Here is a 17946-nt window from a genome sequence, read left to right as displayed (position 1 = left end):
AACCAAAACATTATAAAAATTTCTTTCTTATAGTATTTTGGTTGTTTTGTCACAAAAATATACTTCTTATCTATATAATTTTCACATTATTATCTCCAAAGCTTTTTCTTAGAAAAGACATAAGTTCCAAATCAGATTTTATCCATAATTCCCTATCCAACCTAAACTTTTTTCTTTCCTTTTTTGTACACAAATATACGGGAATATTTCCTTTAAAGTTTACAAATACAGGTCTAATTCTCTCTAAAGCTTCCTTTAAAATATCTTGATCCTCAATCAAAATATAAAGTTTTTCCGTATCTATTCTCACCAGAGGCTCTATGACTTCACATAGAAGCTTAGGCTGTTCATCTTCCCTTACACTTACTCTGCCCTTTACTATAATCATATAATCATCTTCAATTAGGCTCTTAACTCTCTGAAACACTTTGGGAAATACTATTATCTCCATAAGTCCATAGAGATCTTCTAACTTTGCAAAAGCCATCATATCATTATTTTTAGTAATCTTTTTAGATACTTCGGAAAGTATACCACCAACTATAACTCTATCTCCATCTTTTACTTTAGCTTCCCCTATAATATTCTCTTCAAGAGTCTCCCCACTTACTATGTCAGATATTTTAGTATCTGTTTGTAATTCTAACGTCCTTGCATATTCCTCTAATGGGTGTCCTGAAAGGTATAGTCCAGTCATCTCCTTCTCCATAGCTAGCATATCCATTTTCTTAAATTCTTCTATAGAAGGATACTTTATTCTTACACTGCTTTCTTCTATCTGAGAAAACAAGCTCACCTGTCCCTCTATATTCTTTTTTCTAGAATTTGTAACGCTGTCAATTACTTTTTCATGTACTGCTATAAGTTGAGACCTCTTCACCCCAAAACAGTCAAAGGCACCTGCTTTAATTAAGCTCTCTACTACCCTCTTGTTTATGGAATTTAAGTCTATACTATTGCAAAAATCCACCAGGTCTTTAAACTTGCCATGTTTTGATCTTGATCTGACTATGCTATCTATTACATTTTCACCTACATTTTTTATAGCAGATAACCCAAATCTTATATTTCCATTTTCTACTGTAAACTTCGTGCAGCTTTCATTAATACTTGGAGGCATTATTTCTATTCCAATACTTTTAGCAAACCTTATATAATAGGCTACTTTTTCACTGTCTCCTTTTACGCTATTTAACATAGCTGCTGTATACTCAGTAGGATAATAGTACATCAAATAGGCAGTTTGAAATGCCACTACAGCATAGGCTGCAGCATGTGACTTATTAAATGCATAGGATGCGAAATCCATCATAGAATCAAATATATCATTGGCTATTTTTTCAGATATACCATTTCGCACGCAGCCCGGTACCTGAATTTCTCCATTTTCATCTACAATTCCATATACAAAATTATGCCGCTCTTCTTCCATAACATGGTGCTTCTTTTTTGACATAGCACGTCTTACGAGGTCACTTCTTCCCATAGAGTACCCTGCTAAATCCCTTACAATTTGCATTACTTGTTCCTGGTATACCATGCACCCATAAGTAACAGAAAGAATGTGTTCAAGCTGTGGAGTTGTATATTGTATTTCCTCAGGATTATTTTTATTTTTAATATACTTAGGTATTTCCGCCATAGGTCCTGGCCTATAAAGACTGATACCTGCTATTATATCCTCCAAGGAATCTGGATTTAATTCTTTCATAAATGTAGTCATTCCAGGAGATTCAAGTTGAAATACTCCCACAGTCTTTCCTTCACCTATCATATTGTAAACAGCTTTATCGTCATAATCTATATTGTCTAAATCGACATTCTCCCCTTTATCTTGCTTAACCATAATGATTGTATCCCTCAATACAGTTAGAGTACGCAAGCCTAAAAAATCCATTTTGAGAAGTCCAAGTTCCTCCAAGGTATTCATGGTAAACTGGGTAACTATATTATCTTCGTTTCTTTGAAGTGGTACATAGGTTACAAGAGGTTCTGAGGCTATAACAACTCCTGCTGCGTGAGTAGAAGTATGCCTTGGTAATCCTTCCAAAGCCTTAGCCACATCTATAAGCTCCTTAGTTCTTTCCTCACTATCATAGGCATCTTTAAATTCAGGATTCATATCAAGAGCTTTATCTATAGTTATATTTGGAACTGTAGGAATCATCTTAGCTATTCTATCAACTTCACCATAAGCATAATTCATTACCCTACCTACATCTCTTATACACCCTCTAGCCGCCATAGTACCGAAAGTTATAATCTGAGATACGCTATCTTTTCCATACTTTTCTACCACATAATCTATTACTTCTCCACGCCTTTCATAACAGAAATCGCTGTCAATATCAGGCATGGATACTCTTTCAGGATTTAAAAAACGTTCAAATATAAGGTTATATTTTATAGGATCTATTTTAGTTATTCCAAGAGTGTAGGCAACTATAGAACCTGCCCCACTTCCACGACCTGGCCCTGTCATTATGCCATTTTTTCTTGCAAATCGTATAAAATCCCACACTATAAGAAAATAGTCAACATACCCCATTTTCTTTATTATGCCTAGCTCATATTCCAACCTATCTTTCAATTCGTCTGTTATATCCTTATATCTCTTATAAAGTCCCTTATAGCATAAATCCTTCATGTACTCATAAGGATCTGTATCTTCTGGTAGGGGAAACTTAGGAAGCTTTGATTTATGAAAATCATAGTCAAAGTTACACTGATCTGCTATTTTAATAGTGTTCTCTAGAGACTCCGGTACATTTGAAAACATATCATACATTTCATCTGGAGATTTTAGATAAAATTCATCTGAAGGATATTTCATTCTATCTTCTTCATCTACAGTTTTGCCGGTTTGTATGCAAAGTAAAATGTCATGAGTCCTATAATCTTCCTTTTTTATATAATGCACATCATTTGTAGCAACCAGGGGTATATTTAATTTTTTAGACATAGAAATCAACTGTTCATTTATCTTGAGCTGAGCCGCTATTCCATGATATTGAATTTCCAAATAAAAACCATCTTTAAAAGTATTTTTATAAAATAAAGCTGTCTCTTCAGCTTTATCTATATTTTCCTTTAATATATTGGATTGAACTTCACCACTCATACAAGCGCTTAGTGCTATTAACCCTTCACTGTGATTTTTCAAATAATTATGGTCCACCCTTGGTTTATAATAAAATCCTTTTATAGAAGCTGTGGATACTATTTTCATTAAATTATGATATCCTTCTTCATTTTTCACCAAAAGTACCAGATGATAGTTTTCATTTTTTCCGTTATTTTGCTTTATAGTCATATCTCCCTGAGATACATATATTTCGCAGCCTATTATAGGCTTGATTCCCTGTGCCCTTGCTTCTTTATAAAATTCCACACATCCGTACATAACACCATGGTCTGTTATTGCCATACTATCCATTCCCAGTTCTTTTGCTCTGGCTATAAGTTCTGGAATTTTAGCTGAAGAATCCAGGAGGGAATATTCCGTATGTTGGTGTAAGCTAACCCATCTATGTTTTCCTTTGTCCATTAAACATTACCTTCTTATCATTTTTGCAGATAAAATGCTTTTTCCAACTATATCCTTTTTATCATTAAGCATACTAACTTCTACTTTGCAGTAATTTATACCTTTGCCTATTACATCTACATATATTGTAATTTCATTATCAATTTGTACGGGCTTCATAAAATATGTATTTATATTATCTACAAGTATATTTGCATTGTTTTTCTGTCTCAAGATTACAATTGCCATAGTGGACAAAAGCATATTTAAGGTACCCCAGGAACCTGTCCCCATAGAATCTAGCATTTCTGCAGTTATTCTTCCTGTAAAGCAATTTCTACCATCCTTAACCTGAAATTCAAATTTCTTTAGTATGGAGTCTTCAAGAGTTTCTGCTAGTTGAGGCTGCCTTGCCATGTACTGAAGTGCCTTTATCACATCTTTCCTAGTTATAACTCCTATTAGTTTTTTACCTTTTACTACAGGAAATAATTCTATACCATCCCACCCCATTATATGAGCTGCATAAGCTACTGTAGTTTTAGGCGTTACTGTAATTGGTTCCTTAGACATCACCCTGCCTATAACTTCATCATCAGAACCATGACTTGGTAAATCCTTTGGTGCAACAATTCCTACTAGTTTATTTTCATCATCTACTACAGGATATCTGTCATGCTTAAATTCTTTCATCATTTGCTTCCATTTAAGTACCGTATCCTTAACGTTAAGATAAGATGGATTAATTTGCATTATATCTTCTACAAGCACTATTTCTTTTTTTATTAAATTTTCTGAAATAGCTTTATTTATCATACTAGCTACAGTAAAAGTATCATAGCTAGTAGATATTATAGGAAGGCACTTTTCGTTAGCTAGGTTCTTTATCTGATTACTGCATCCAAAGCCGCCAGTTATAAGGACTCCTGCATCGTTTAAAAGGGCAAGTCTTTGGGCTTCTTCTCTGTTTCCTATTATGACTAAACAATCTTTTTTTATATATTGCTTCATGGCCTCTATGGTCATAGCTCCTATTATAAATCGATGTAGTATTTTATGTACTCCATTTTTTCCCCCAAGCAAACTTCCATCTACTATATTTATTACTTCACCATAAGTTAGAGACTCCATATTTTTCTTTTCAACTTTTTCAATTCTCACAGTTCCTACTCTTGGGATTGTAGTAACTATTCCAAGGCTATCTGAATCTTTTATAGCTCTATATGCCGTTCCATCACTAACCCCTAACTCACTTGCTATACTTCTCACTGAAATTTTAGTACCAGTTTCTAGTGAAAGTATGTACTTGATTATATCCTCATGTTTTGACATATAATCTGTGCCTACCTTTCTTTTCTCAGTTCATCTGCTATTTTCTCAATTCTCCTAAGTCTGTGATTTACTCCAGATTTACCTACTTTAGGATTCAACATTTCACCTAATTCTTTTAAAGATTCATCCGGATAATTTAACCGAAGTTCTGCAATATCCCTTAAGTTTTCAGGCAGCCTGTTTAACCCTATCTCTTTTTGTATAAGCTTTATACTCTCCATTTGTCTTACTGCCGCATTAACAGTTTTACTCAAATTTGCAGTCTCACAATTCACCAGCCTATTTACATTATTCCTCATTTCCTTCATTATCCTTATGTTCTCTAATTCCAAAAGAGAAGAGTGTGCTCCTATTATATTCAAAAGATCCACTATTTGCTCTCCTTCTTTAATATACACTATAAAACTACTCTTTCTCTGTATTACTTTAGAATTCAATCCATATCCATTTATAAGTTTACTTAAATCCAATGCATAATCACTGTCATGAGTCACAAATTCAAGGTGATACGTCTTTTCTGGATTACTTATACTCCCACCACCTAAAAAAGCTCCCCTTATATATGCCTTTTTTAGCTTTTCATTTTCCTTAATATCTTCTGTTATACTATAATCCAGTGAAAAAACATCTTCTTCCTCCTTTAAAAGTCCTACTTTTTTAAGTATGGATCTTACATCAGCATCTTCTGTTATCATTATTACATACACATTATTTTTTTTTAAAGAATTACTCTTTTTAACCAGGATTCTAGTATGTATATGAAAAATATCCTTCAATATCTTAAATATGAATCTGGCAATTGCAGCATTTTCAGTAATTATCTTAAAGCTAAACTGCCTCTTTCCTCCAAGCATCAAAGTTCCACTAACCTTCATTATGGCAGACAATTCTGCTATAGCTTCTTCCTCATCTATATTTGAGTACCTACAAACTTCATTTTTTACTTTCAATGAAAATGACATATATATCTCCCACTTATCTCCTATTTTCCTTTAATCTTTCTGATAAATAAAAATATTCTATTATCTTCTTTCTATCAAATAACAGCTTTTTATCCATAATAGTTTCTATAAGTATGGAAGCCAATTTTTCAGAATTATGTCTTATAAGTCCATTCTTAATACTTATAAAATCTCCTTCAATTACTTTTACCCCCATAGAAGCTACTAAATCTTCATTTATTTTAACTAAATGAGATTCTTCTTCTTTATATTTCCCTTCTAACTCTGTATTTATTTTACCTACATTTATAATTACATAATCTATTATGGGAGCACCCACATGATTAAATATAGCACTAATATGGTCTTCTACAGAAAATCCATCCGTTTCTCCCGGCTGGGTCATTATATTTGAAACATAAAGCTTTACAGCATTTGTATTTTGCAGTGCACTAGCTATATCACCAACTAAAAGATTTGGTATTACACTCGTATACAAGCTACCTGGTCCAAGTATTACTGCATCGGCTTCTTTTATGGCTTCTACGGCTTCTTTTAATGCCCTAGCACCTCTAGGTTCTATAAAAATTTTATCTATTGGACTATTTCTTTCTATTGCTTTTTGGGGAATATTTGATTCTCCCTCTACAATAGATCCGTCTTTCAATCTGGCCTTTAAAGTTAAATTGTCAAGGGTAACAGGCATTACCTTACCTGTTACCGCAAGTACAGAACTCATTTTATGGACGGCTTCTTCAAAATTTCCGGATATTCCATCCATAGCTGCCAAAAATAAATTTCCAAAGCTCTGATTTTTCAATCTTCCATCCTTGAATCTATACTGGAGTAAATCTTCCATAAGTGGCTCAGTATCAGCAAGTGCCATTATACAGTTTCTTATGTCTCCTGGTGGGAGCATTCCAAGATCTTCCCTTAAATCCCCGGAACCTCCTCCATCATCTGCTACAGTTACTATAGCAGTTATATTAGACGTATAGTATTTAAGTCCTCTTAGCATAGTGGAAAGGCCTGTTCCTCCTCCAATAGCAACAATTTTAGGACCTTTTACCAAAAGACGTTTTTCATATATTAAATTTTCTAACTTTCTGGAATCTAACGATACACTTAAATATCCTTTATTTATAAGTGCTATTATAGATCTCATACCTTGAGTTATGGAAATATATACTACAAATATCCCGGATATAATTAAAAATACATAAAATGATATATAGTAAAGGCTGTAAAATCTTCTGTTTACAAATTCTATTACTCCAAATATTATAAAGAGTACTCCCATGGCTCCAAGCATAACCCACCTTTTAACTTTTATGCCAGGTCTAAGCCAATCTACAATCTTCATAATTTTTTACCACCTTTATTAACATCTTCTTCTATATCTCTATGATCAATATTAACCTTATGCCCATTGTTTTTTAGTCTATTATAAATGGCATTTGCAATAAATACAGAACGATGCCTTCCCCCGGTACATCCTATGGAGATAATCAGTTGTCTCTTTCCTTCTTTTAGATAATTTGGAATTAAAAATTCTAACATACTTTCCAGTTTATTTATAAATTCATTAGTCTCCTTAAAACTCATTATATATTTCATTACAGAGGTATCCTTACCTGAATATTCTTTTAACTCAGGTATATAGAAAGGATTTGGTAAAAATCTCACATCAAATACTAGATCTGAATCAACAGGTATGCCATATTTAAATCCAAAAGAAAGTACGGTAATCATAAGCTCTGTTTCCATCTGTCCTTCTTCTGAATATATCTTAGTTATCTCTTCTCTAAGTTCCCTAGTTACTAAATTAGATGTATCTATTATGTTGTCTGCCCTGTCTTTCAATTCTCTAAGTTTGTTTCTTTCCATAATTATACCATTTAAAATTCTTCCGTCAGGTGCTAGAGGATGTTTTCTCCTGGATTCTTTGAATCTTTTAATAAGTACTTCCTCTGAAGCATCTAAAAACAATATTTCATATTTATAACCCTGCTCCTTTAGATAATTCAAGCTTTCAAATATGTCATTAAAAAATTGACCTCCTCTTATATCTATTACCAGGGCTATTTTATCTATTTTCCCATCAGTTTTATAGCATGCTTCCGCAAATTTCGGTATTAGTGTAGGAGGAAGATTATCTACACAAAAGTACCCTAAATCTTCTAAACTTCTTATAGCCTGAGTTTTTCCCGCTCCAGATAATCCTGTCACTATAACAAATCTCATAGTCACATCCCTCCATTTAAAAATATTTTTACTTTTTCTAATTATATCACAACAAACTACAACAATAAATACAACCTAAAAAGGGGAACCAGTGCAATACACAGCACCAATTCTCCGCTCTCTACTCTTCCCCTATAACTCTAACTTCAGTATACAAGTCTACATTAAATTTTTCCTTAACTTTATGCTGTACAATAGCTATTAAATCTAAGATATCTTTTGCTGTTGCACTTCCCTTATTTATTATAAATCCTGAATGCTTTTCAGATACTTGGGCGCCACCTACACTCTTTCCCTTTAATCCACTGTCTTCTATAAGTTTTGCAGCAAAATACCCTTCTGGTCTTTTAAAGGTACTTCCTGCAGATGGATATTCTAGAGGTTGTTTTTCATTTCTCCTTCTATTCAAATCTTCTACACGGTTTTTTATCTTCTCATAATCCCCATGCTCCAAATTAAAAGTTACTTCTAGGACAGTATATTTGTATTTCAAAATGGAACTGCTTCTATATTCTAACTCTAATTGTTTTCTATCTAATACTTTGATTTTTCCTTCATTATCTATGACTTTTGCACTTTCTACAACATGTGAAATTTCGCCATTATAAGCACCTGCATTCATTGTAACTGCCCCACCTACGCTTCCAGGTATGCCACAGGCAAATTCAAAACCTGATAGCTTGTTATTAAGGGCAGTAGTTGAAATATCCTTTAGCGATACACCGCTTTCTGTAATAATCTTATTGTCCTCAACTTTAACTTCATTTAGTTTTATAAGTTTAATCATTATGCCTCTTATTCCGCCATCTTTAACAAGTAAATTAGAACCATTTCCCATTATATAATAAGGTATATTATGTTCTTTACATAACGTTATAACATCTACTACTTCCTGAAATTTTTTAGGAGTAACTAATATATCTACAGGACCTCCTACTCTAAAAGAAGTATGTTCCTTCATAGGTTCGTCTATTTTTATGTCTTCTTTATCTAATATTTTCTCTAAATTTGTAGCAAAATCTTTAAACTTATTCATTATAAATATTCTCCTTGAAAATTAAAATTAAGCGTTACACTATGTAATTATAATATACAATGCAATTACAAATTGTATCATATTTTCTTTTATCTATCAAACTAAATTTTTTCCCAAAATAAAGTTAAAAATATAGGATTTATAAACACAGTTATTGACATTAGATGAAGTTTTAACTCCATCTAATGCTTAGAAATCCTATATTTAATTTTCATTTTTTTTAAAGTATGAAATTATGCTTTCCGCCGTACGTCTATCTATTGAAGGTGTATCCATAAGTTCATTCATGGTAGCTTTTTTTATATTCTCTATACTCTCAAATTTTTTTAACAATTCTTTTCTTCTCTTGTTACCTACATTAGGTATGTCTTCTAATACAGAATGAAGTACTCTTTTATTTCTCAAACTCCTATGATAGGTTATTGCAAACCTATGAACTTCGTCCTGTATTCTAGCAATGAGTTTAATTACATTAGAATGCGGAGATATCAAAACTTCTTCATTTTTATATATAAGTCCCCTAGTCCTATGTCTATCATCTTTTACCATTCCACACACAGGTATGTCTATATTAAATTTTTTTAACACCTCCAAGGCTGCATTTACCTGACCCTTTCCACCATCCATAAGAATTAAATCTGGGAAGGCACAAAACTTTCCTGCACTAAACTTTAAATTTTTTTTCTTTATTCTTTCTATTTCATCAAAGCCATGCTTAAATCTTCTAGTCAGTATTTCCCTCATACTATCGTAATCATTGGCTCCTTTTACGGAATTTATTTTGAATCTTCTATAATCACTGTTTTTAGCTCTTCCATTTTCAAACACTACCATAGTACCTACTGAATCCACGCCCTGAATATTAGATATATCATACGCTTCTATTCTGTGGGGTATATCTTCCATGTCTAATGCTTCTGTAAGTTCTTCAAGAGAAGTATTGTACATCTTTTTATCTTGAATTAATTTCAATTTAAAATTTTTCAAAGTTGTCTTAGCATTTTCCTCCACCATATTTAAAGTAGCCCTTTTTTCTCCTTTTTGAGGTATTTTAATATATACCCGGGCATCTTTTTTCATACTAAGCCAATTCTGGAGAAGTTCAATTTCATCAGCTTCAGGCACATATATTGTTTTTGCTATATATGCAGTTCCCCCATAAAACCCCTCTATAAAATTTGATACTATTTCACCCTTAGGCAAATCCTGAGTATTTTCTAAAATAAAATGCTCTCTTCCTATTATTTTTCCGGATCTAGAGAAAAATACTTGAATACAGCTGTCCACATTATCTGAATACATATTTATAAAATCTTCATCTTCAAATCCTCCAGTGGTTATCTTTTGTTTTTCAATTATCTTTTGCACTGCTAGGATTTTATCTCTCAGCTCTGCAGCTTTTTCAAATTCGAGTTTTTCTGAGGCAATTTCCATATCTTCTTTAAGCTTTTTACTTATGTCTCTATTTTTTCCTGATAAGAAATCCATAACTCCACTCACGATTTTTCCGTATTCCTCTTTAGTAATATATCCAGTACAAGGAGCCTTACACAACCCTATATAGTAGTTTAAACAAGGCCTTCCCTTCATTTCTCCTTCTTTTATTGATAGTCTGCAAGTTCTAATTGGAAATATCTTTTTTATAATTTCCATAGTTTCATATACAGCAGAAGGACTAATATAAGGTCCAAAATATTTACAGCCATCCTTTACCATATTTCTAGCGGATATTATTCTTGGGAAATCCTCATTTACTGTTATTTTTATGAGAGGATATCCTTTGTCATCCTTTAAAAGTATATTATACCTAGGTCTATATTTTTTAATTAAATTACATTCTAAAATAAGAGCTTCCATTTCTGAATCTGTAACTATATATTCAAACTCAGCAATATGCTTCACCATAGCCTTTACCTTTTCAGAATGATTCTTAGAATTTTGAAAGTACTGCCTAACTCTATTCTTTAAAATTTTTGCCTTTCCAACATATATTACCTCACCTAAAGAGTTTTTCATTAAATATACTCCTGGTTTATCCGGTAATACCTTTAACTGATATTCAAAATCAAACACTACATCCACTCCTAAAACTACTTACAAAATATGATTGGAAGCTTGTATATTGTAAATAAAAGTCCAAATATCATTAAAAAATCCTCTATTACACAACCAATTTTAGAATTAGTATTATAAGTTAACGGCAGTTTAAATTTTTTATTCTTAAAAGGGTAAAAAAGGGGTACCCCTCTATTGGTAACCATATCACAAAGGAGATGCATTCCATATCCTATCATAAAATAGTACACCAGATAGTGTACATTATACATGTTTCCTAAATATCCTATAATAAAAGAAAACAATATCATACCCATCAAGCTGTGAGTCAATCCATTTCTATGAGAAGACACAGCTATTATTATAAACGATATGCCAATAGCTTTAATAATAGGTGCATTAGTATAAAGATAATCGTACCAAAGTAGTCCTATCCCTAAAGAGCTATACACCATAATCTTACTTGTCTTATTTCTAAATGGAAGTATATATTTGTTTATTATACTTTTAGGGTGATCCACATCTGGAAGTATTGATGAAAATGCCACTATTAAAAGGCCTATATAATTAAATTTCCCCGGAAGTACGTTGTAAACGGACAAAAAAGTAACTATTCCCATTTCCGCATGAGTTTTCCCCTTCATATTTTCTCCTTTTTATCCTGTCATAATGTTAAATATTTTTGCATATAATTCGATAATCCGCTTATTGCCTATATTATAACATTAAATTTACAACAAATTTACTTTTTACAACAAAATTTCCCGGGGAATTTTAAAATTTCAATTATTTTCGTAATGCTGTTCTTATAACTTGCGAAGCTATAGAAGCCGCTAACTTTCCTCCCTGTCCTCCATTTTCTACAATTACCGCCACAGCTATCTGTGGATCATCATAAGGTGCAAAACCTATAAACCAAGAATGAGGTGGTGAACCAGGTCCTTCTGTCTGATTATCTGCTGTTCCAGTCTTTCCTGCTACTTCTACACCTTCCACAGAAGCATTAGTTCCTGTTCCAGATTCTACAACAGATCTCATAAGATCTTTCATAGTATTTGCTGTATTTGAAGAAATTATTTGGCCTACTTGTTCTGCTTGTATGCTCTTTACTTCTTCACCCGTACTTGTAAGCACATCGCTTACCAAATGAGGCTTCATCATAACACCACCATTAGCTATAGTGCTTGTAACTACTGCCATTTGAAGTGGACTTGCCAAATCGCTGCTCTGCCCTATAGCACTCTGAGCTATACTTCCCTTTTCATAGGATTTTAACATTGGAAATTTACTAGGTTCTACAGGTATTCCATCTGTAGGTATTTCCTTATTAAAGAAGAACTTTTCAGCAGTTTGTTTTAACCTGTCATTTCCGAGCTCAATTCCAAGTGATCCAAAATAAGCGTTGCTAGAATGAGTATATGCTTGTTTAAAATTAATACTTCCAAGAACCTCTCCTTCAAAATTGTGCAGAGAATATCCTCCACCTAAAGGAAGTTCACCATTATCCTGAAAATATCTATTTTGAATTCCTGATATATTTTCTAATCCACTTACAGCAGTTACAGTTTTAAAAGTAGATCCAGGTGGATAAAGTCCTGCCGTAGCTCTATTTAAAAGAGGTTTAGTTTTATCCTGATTTAACTGCTGCCATGTATTTGCAAGGTCATTCGGATCAAAAGAAGGTCTTGAAACAAGTGCTATTACTTCACCAGTCTTTGGGTTTAACGCCACAACTGCCCCCTTATTTCCATCAAGCAGGTCATAAGCCATTTTTTGAGTTTCCAAATCCAAAGTTGTTTTTAAACTATTTCCCACTTTCTTTTGGGATTTCCCCTTATTTTGAATAAGGCTCTTTATACTATCCTGAATATTACTGGACATTAACTGTTCATCATATTTTTTCTCAAGTCCTGTAATTCCATATTTTTGATCCACATAACCAAGTACATGGGCAAACATTGCCCCCCCTGTGTATTCCCTTTTCTGAGTTTCAGAATTTATAGGATCGCTCTTAGTAAGTGCATTACCATTTCTATCATATATGGTTCCTCTAAGCACCTCATTTCTTTTTATCCATAACCTTCTATTATAAGGACTATTCTCTATCTTAGGTCCCACTATCATTTCAAAATAAGTCATATAAGAAATAAGTGCTATAAAACATATTAAGAAGACCATCATCACTTTCTTTATATTGTTCACTATGTTATTCATAATGCTACCTACCCTCTTCTGATATCTTCTGAATTATACCCAGCGAAAAAAACGTTATTAGCATAGAACTTCCCCCCCTACTTACAAGAGGTAATGTTATACCTGTAAGTGGGATAGCATTCATAACACCACCAACTATAACTAAAACCTGAGATGCAATCATTGCACTATAACCTACTGCCAAAAGCCTTGAAAATTTATCATTCCCATAGACAGCAGCTCTCATACATCTGTAAAACAATAAAAAGTATAATATTATTATGGCAAATCCTATAAGTATCCCAAGTTCTTCACACAACACCGCAAATATAAAATCTGTAGTATTAATAGGGACGTATTCCGGATGTCCTAGTCCAAGCCCCGTTCCAGTAAGTCCCCCAGATGCTATAGAAAACATAGATTGAACAATTTGATAACTCTGATTATTAGCATAAGGCCAAGGATTTTTCCATATCATAACCCTTATTCTAACATGATTAAACAACCTATAACTTACTATTGACCCTGCAGCTGAAAGGAGAAAACATATAGCTACATACCTAAATTTAGAAGTAGCTATATACAGCATGGTTACAGATATCCCAAAAAATATAAGAGCAGATCCAAGGTCCCTTTGAATTACCATAAACACTAAGGATAGCATTACTACTGCACAAGGTATTATTAAATTTTTAAAATTTTTATAATCCTTTAATTCCGCCGCCAGATAGGCTACCAAAAATAGTTTTCCAAATTCCGATGGCTGAAACTGAATTCCACCTAGACTAACCCAGTTTTTTGAACCATTGATTTCAGTACCTGAAAAAGTACCCATTGCCATAAATATTAATGTAACTACCAAATATATATATTTATACTTGCTGAATCCGCTAGTATCCGGCATTAATACAACAATGAGTATAAATCCAGTAACTCCGACTGCAAACCAAATTATTTGTTTAATAGAGGCTGCAGTATCTATTCTATATATCATTACCATACCTATAACTGACAGTATACTGGAAAAAATAAATATATATTTATCTCCGTCAGAGAAAAATTTTCTTATTACAAAGTAAGAATATCCTATAAGAAGACAAGTTACTAGTGCCATTATCATAGCACCTTTATCAAAAGGCTGCTTTATAATTGCTAAATTAAGGAAACACACAAAACACAACAAATATGTATATCTTAATAACTTTTTTTCATCTCTAGTAGTATCCAATATTCCACCACCCACTTATTTATGATAGTTTTTAAAAACTGCTTATATTTAATCACCCTATAACTTTAAAGGATGTATTTCCAATTTTAATTTCATCACCAGAAGCCAAATAGTGCTTGCCCCTTAACTTTTTACCATTTAAAAGAGTACCATTAGTACTTCCCATGTCCTCTAATATACACTCTTTCCCATTTTTTATATAAATTCTTGCATGATGTCCTGAGGTATATGGATCCTCTAGCATAAGTTGATTATCGCCTTTTCTTCCTATGGTTATTTCCCTTCGCACTGGAATCACAGCACCTTTTCTAAGATTCGCATTTTCACCTGGATTAACTACTTCAAGTCCAAAGGATTTCCTATTGACATTTCTACCTCTCTTGCTTCCATTTTTAACATCCTTGTACATTATTCTCAGTGCCCAAAATATTATAATATATACTATACCTATGATAACAATTTTAAAAACTATACTCAATTTACTAAGATCCATTTAAATATCCTCCCTTAATACATGGAAAGACTAGCATTATAGGTGTGCTTATGCTAGTCTTTATGTAAATTATAACATCTTTTTTAAGTATTGTCCTGTGTAAGAACCCTTATTTTCAGATATTTGTTCTGGAGTACCCATGCAGAGAATGTTTCCTCCCTTTTCTCCACCTTCAGGTCCAAGATCAATGATATAATCCGCACACTTTATAACATCTAAGTTATGTTCTATAACCACAATTGTATTACCTACATCTACAATTCTCTGAAGTATATTTATAAGTTTACTTACATCATCTATGTGAAGTCCTGTAGTAGGTTCATCAAGTATATACATTGTCTTCCCAGTACTTCTTTTAGATAATTCATGGGCAAGCTTTATTCTCTGTGCCTCTCCACCAGACAATTGTGTGGAAGGTTGACCTAATTTGATATATCCTAGTCCTACATCCATAAGAGTTTGCAGCTTATTTTTTATTCTTGGTATATTTTCAAAGAATTTTAATGCTTCTTCTACAGTCATATTTAATACATCATCAATATTTCTATTTTTATACTTTACTTGAAGTGTTTCTCTATTATATCTTTTTCCCTTACAAACTTCACAAGGCACGTATACGTCTGATAAAAATTGCATTTCTATTTTTATTATTCCATCTCCGCTGCAAGCCTCGCATCTTCCTCCTTTTACATTAAAGCTGAATCGTCCAGGTTTATATCCTCTCATCTTGGATTCAGAAGTACTTGCAAACACTTCCCTTATTATATCAAATACTCCTGTATAAGTTGCAGGATTGGATCTTGGAGTCCTTCCTATAGGACTTTGGTCTATATTTATAATTTTATCTACATTTTCTGTTCCCAAAATATTTTTATAATGTCCCGGCCTATCTTTTGAATTGTTTAATTCCTTATGTAGTGCTTTGTATAATATTTCATTTACTAAAGTACTTTTTCCAGATCCAGATACACCGGTAACACAAGTAAATATTCCTAAGGGAAAAGAAACATCTATATTTTTCAAATTATTCTCTGAAGCACCTATTACTTTTATATATTTTCCGCTACATTCCCTTCTATGTTCAGGTATTTCTATTTTTTTCTTTCCGCTTAAATACTGTCCTGTTATTGATCTATCACATTTTATAATATCCGAAATAGGCCCTGCAGCTACTACTTCTCCACCATGTTCTCCTGCTCCTGGTCCTATATCTACTATAAAATCCGACTGTCTCATTGTATCCTCATCATGTTCTACTACTATCAATGTATTTCCAATATCTCTTAAATGCTTCAAAGTAGATATAAGTCTGTCATTATCTCTTTGGTGAAGCCCTATACTTGGCTCATCCAATATATAAAGCACTCCAACCAAACTTGAACCTATTTGAGTTGCAAGTCTTATTCTTTGGGACTCTCCTCCGGATAAAGTTCCGGCAGTTCTGGACAATGTCAAATAGTCCAATCCTACATCTATTAAAAATTGTAACCTACCACTTATTTCTTTCAATACTTGGTCACTTATAATCTTATCTTTTTCCGAAAGCTGTATCTCCTTAAAAAATTTCAATTCATCTTTTATAGACATGTTACACAGCTCAAATATGCTTTTTTCTCCTACTGTAATTGCTAATACTTCAGGTTTTAATCTGGCGCCCTTACATTTTGGACATGGATTATCACTCATATAATTTTCTATTTCTTTTTTTATATAGTCGGAATTTGTCTCCATATACCTTCTCTTCAAAGTATTTACTATTCCTTCATAAGAATGATTAAATTCCATCATTCTGTTTTCTTTTCTGTATTTAACTCTTATTTTTCCGCCTCTTAATCCATAAAGTAATATGTCTACTACTTTAGGATCTAATTTTTCTATAGGTGTATCCAATTTAAATTTAAATGTACTCGAAAGAGCCTTCAGTATACTAAAAGTCCAGGAACCTTCCTTTAAACTTCCTTCTCCCCAGGCTGTAATAGCACCTTCTAATATACTCTTTTTTCTATCAGGTATTACTAGATTCTCATCTATCTCAAGCAAGGTACCAAGCCCATCACAAGTATCACATTTTCCAAAAGGTGAATTAAAAGAAAAAGTTCTAGGAGTAATCTCTCCTATACTTATACCACATTCCGGACATGCAAATTTCTCACTGAAAAGTATGTCCTCTCCACCCAATATATTTACAATAAGTATCCCATCGGACAATTTTAAGGAGGTTTCTATAGAATCCGCAAGTCTGCTCCTTATTTCACTTTTAATTATCAACCTATCTACTACTATTTCAATAGTATGCTTTTTATTTTTCTCTAATTTTATCTCTTCATCTTGAAGATCTACTATTTCTCCATCAATTCTAGCTCTTACAAACCCATTTTTAACTATGCTTTCCAGTACCTTTATGTGTTCTCCTTTTTTTCCCTTTATTACAGGTGAAAGTATCTGTATCTTAGTTCTCTCTGGCATTTCCATAATTTTATCTACCATTTGATCCACTGTCTGCTGGGTTATTTCCTTGCCGCACTTTGGACAATGGGGCACTCCTATACGTGCATACAATAACCTCAAATAATCATATATTTCTGTAACTGTTCCTACTGTAGAACGTGGATTTCTACTTGTAGTTTTCTGATCTATAGATATAGCAGGTGATAAGCCTTCAATGTATTCTACATCTGGTTTATCCATCTGGCCCAAGAATTGTCTTGCATATGCAGATAATGATTCAACGTATCTTCTCTGACCTTCTGCATAAAGAGTATCAAATGCTAGTGAAGATTTTCCCGAACCTGAAAGCCCAGTAAAAACTATTAGCTTATCTCTTGGTATAGTCAAACTTATATTTTTTAAATTGTGAACTTTAGCACCTTTTATTACTATGCTATCTTTCATAAACTT

At 32.8% G+C, this 17946-nt stretch carries 12 protein-coding genes; all 12 read right to left on the bottom strand.

Annotation, left to right across the window (positions count from 1 at the left end; genetic code table 11):
* Window positions 1–70 precede the first annotated feature (70 nt).
* The 12 genes from CLCOS_RS14645 to uvrA all read right to left on the bottom strand — a co-directional run bounded on the left by CLCOS_RS14645 (window position 71) and on the right by uvrA (window position 17940).
* Window positions 71–3547 carry a DNA polymerase III subunit alpha gene (locus CLCOS_RS14645; protein WP_063600953.1) on the bottom strand — a complete coding sequence of 1159 codons (3477 nt, stop codon included), beginning with the start codon at window positions 3545–3547 and terminating at the stop codon, window positions 71–73.
* Between the two features lie 6 nt (window positions 3548–3553).
* A complete protein-coding gene (locus CLCOS_RS14640) occupies window positions 3554–4858 on the bottom strand; it encodes a DRTGG domain-containing protein (protein WP_063600954.1) in 1305 nt (434 codons plus the stop codon).
* Between the two features lie 11 nt (window positions 4859–4869).
* Complete coding sequence (whiA, locus tag CLCOS_RS14635) at window positions 4870–5820, bottom strand: DNA-binding protein WhiA (protein WP_013237005.1); 951 nt, start codon at window positions 5818–5820, stop codon at window positions 4870–4872.
* Between the two features lie 13 nt (window positions 5821–5833).
* Window positions 5834–7162, bottom strand: coding sequence for a gluconeogenesis factor YvcK family protein (locus tag CLCOS_RS14630; protein ID WP_013237004.1), 1329 nt, complete (start codon window positions 7160–7162; stop codon window positions 5834–5836).
* The gene (rapZ, locus tag CLCOS_RS14625) at window positions 7159–8043 is read right to left on the bottom strand and encodes an RNase adapter RapZ (RefSeq protein ID WP_013237003.1); all 885 of its coding nucleotides are present in this window, start codon (window positions 8041–8043) and stop codon (window positions 7159–7161) included. The genes CLCOS_RS14630 and rapZ overlap by 4 nt, the downstream gene beginning before the upstream one ends.
* A 121-nt stretch (window positions 8044–8164) precedes the next feature.
* A complete protein-coding gene (murB, locus tag CLCOS_RS14620) occupies window positions 8165–9079 on the bottom strand; it encodes a UDP-N-acetylmuramate dehydrogenase (RefSeq protein WP_013237002.1) in 915 nt (304 codons plus the stop codon).
* Window positions 9080–9283: 204 nt separating this feature from the next.
* The gene (gene uvrC, locus CLCOS_RS14615; protein WP_063600955.1) at window positions 9284–11152 is read right to left on the bottom strand and encodes an excinuclease ABC subunit UvrC; all 1869 of its coding nucleotides are present in this window, start codon (window positions 11150–11152) and stop codon (window positions 9284–9286) included.
* A 17-nt stretch (window positions 11153–11169) separates the two neighbouring features.
* Window positions 11170–11778 carry a metal-dependent hydrolase gene (locus tag CLCOS_RS14610; protein WP_013237000.1) on the bottom strand — a complete coding sequence of 203 codons (609 nt, stop codon included), beginning with the start codon at window positions 11776–11778 and terminating at the stop codon, window positions 11170–11172.
* Between the two features lie 142 nt (window positions 11779–11920).
* The gene (locus tag CLCOS_RS14605) at window positions 11921–13348 is read right to left on the bottom strand and encodes a peptidoglycan D,D-transpeptidase FtsI family protein (RefSeq protein WP_013236999.1); all 1428 of its coding nucleotides are present in this window, start codon (window positions 13346–13348) and stop codon (window positions 11921–11923) included.
* Window positions 13349–13352: 4 nt separating this feature from the next.
* Window positions 13353–14555: an FtsW/RodA/SpoVE family cell cycle protein gene (locus tag CLCOS_RS14600; protein ID WP_013236998.1), complete on the bottom strand. Its 1203-nt coding sequence runs from the start codon at window positions 14553–14555 to the stop codon at window positions 13353–13355.
* Window positions 14556–14607: 52 nt separating this feature from the next.
* Complete coding sequence (locus tag CLCOS_RS14595; RefSeq protein WP_013236997.1) at window positions 14608–15048, bottom strand: FHA domain-containing protein; 441 nt, start codon at window positions 15046–15048, stop codon at window positions 14608–14610.
* A gap of 69 nt (window positions 15049–15117) precedes the next feature.
* A complete protein-coding gene (gene uvrA / locus CLCOS_RS14590) occupies window positions 15118–17940 on the bottom strand; it encodes an excinuclease ABC subunit UvrA (protein WP_063600956.1) in 2823 nt (940 codons plus the stop codon).
* Between the last annotated feature and the right edge of the window lie 6 nt (window positions 17941–17946).

The organism is Clostridium coskatii, assembly GCF_001675205.1.
Taxonomy (GTDB): domain Bacteria; phylum Bacillota; class Clostridia; order Clostridiales; family Clostridiaceae; genus Clostridium_B; species Clostridium_B ljungdahlii.
This window is presented reverse-complemented; position numbering and strand designations above follow the sequence as displayed.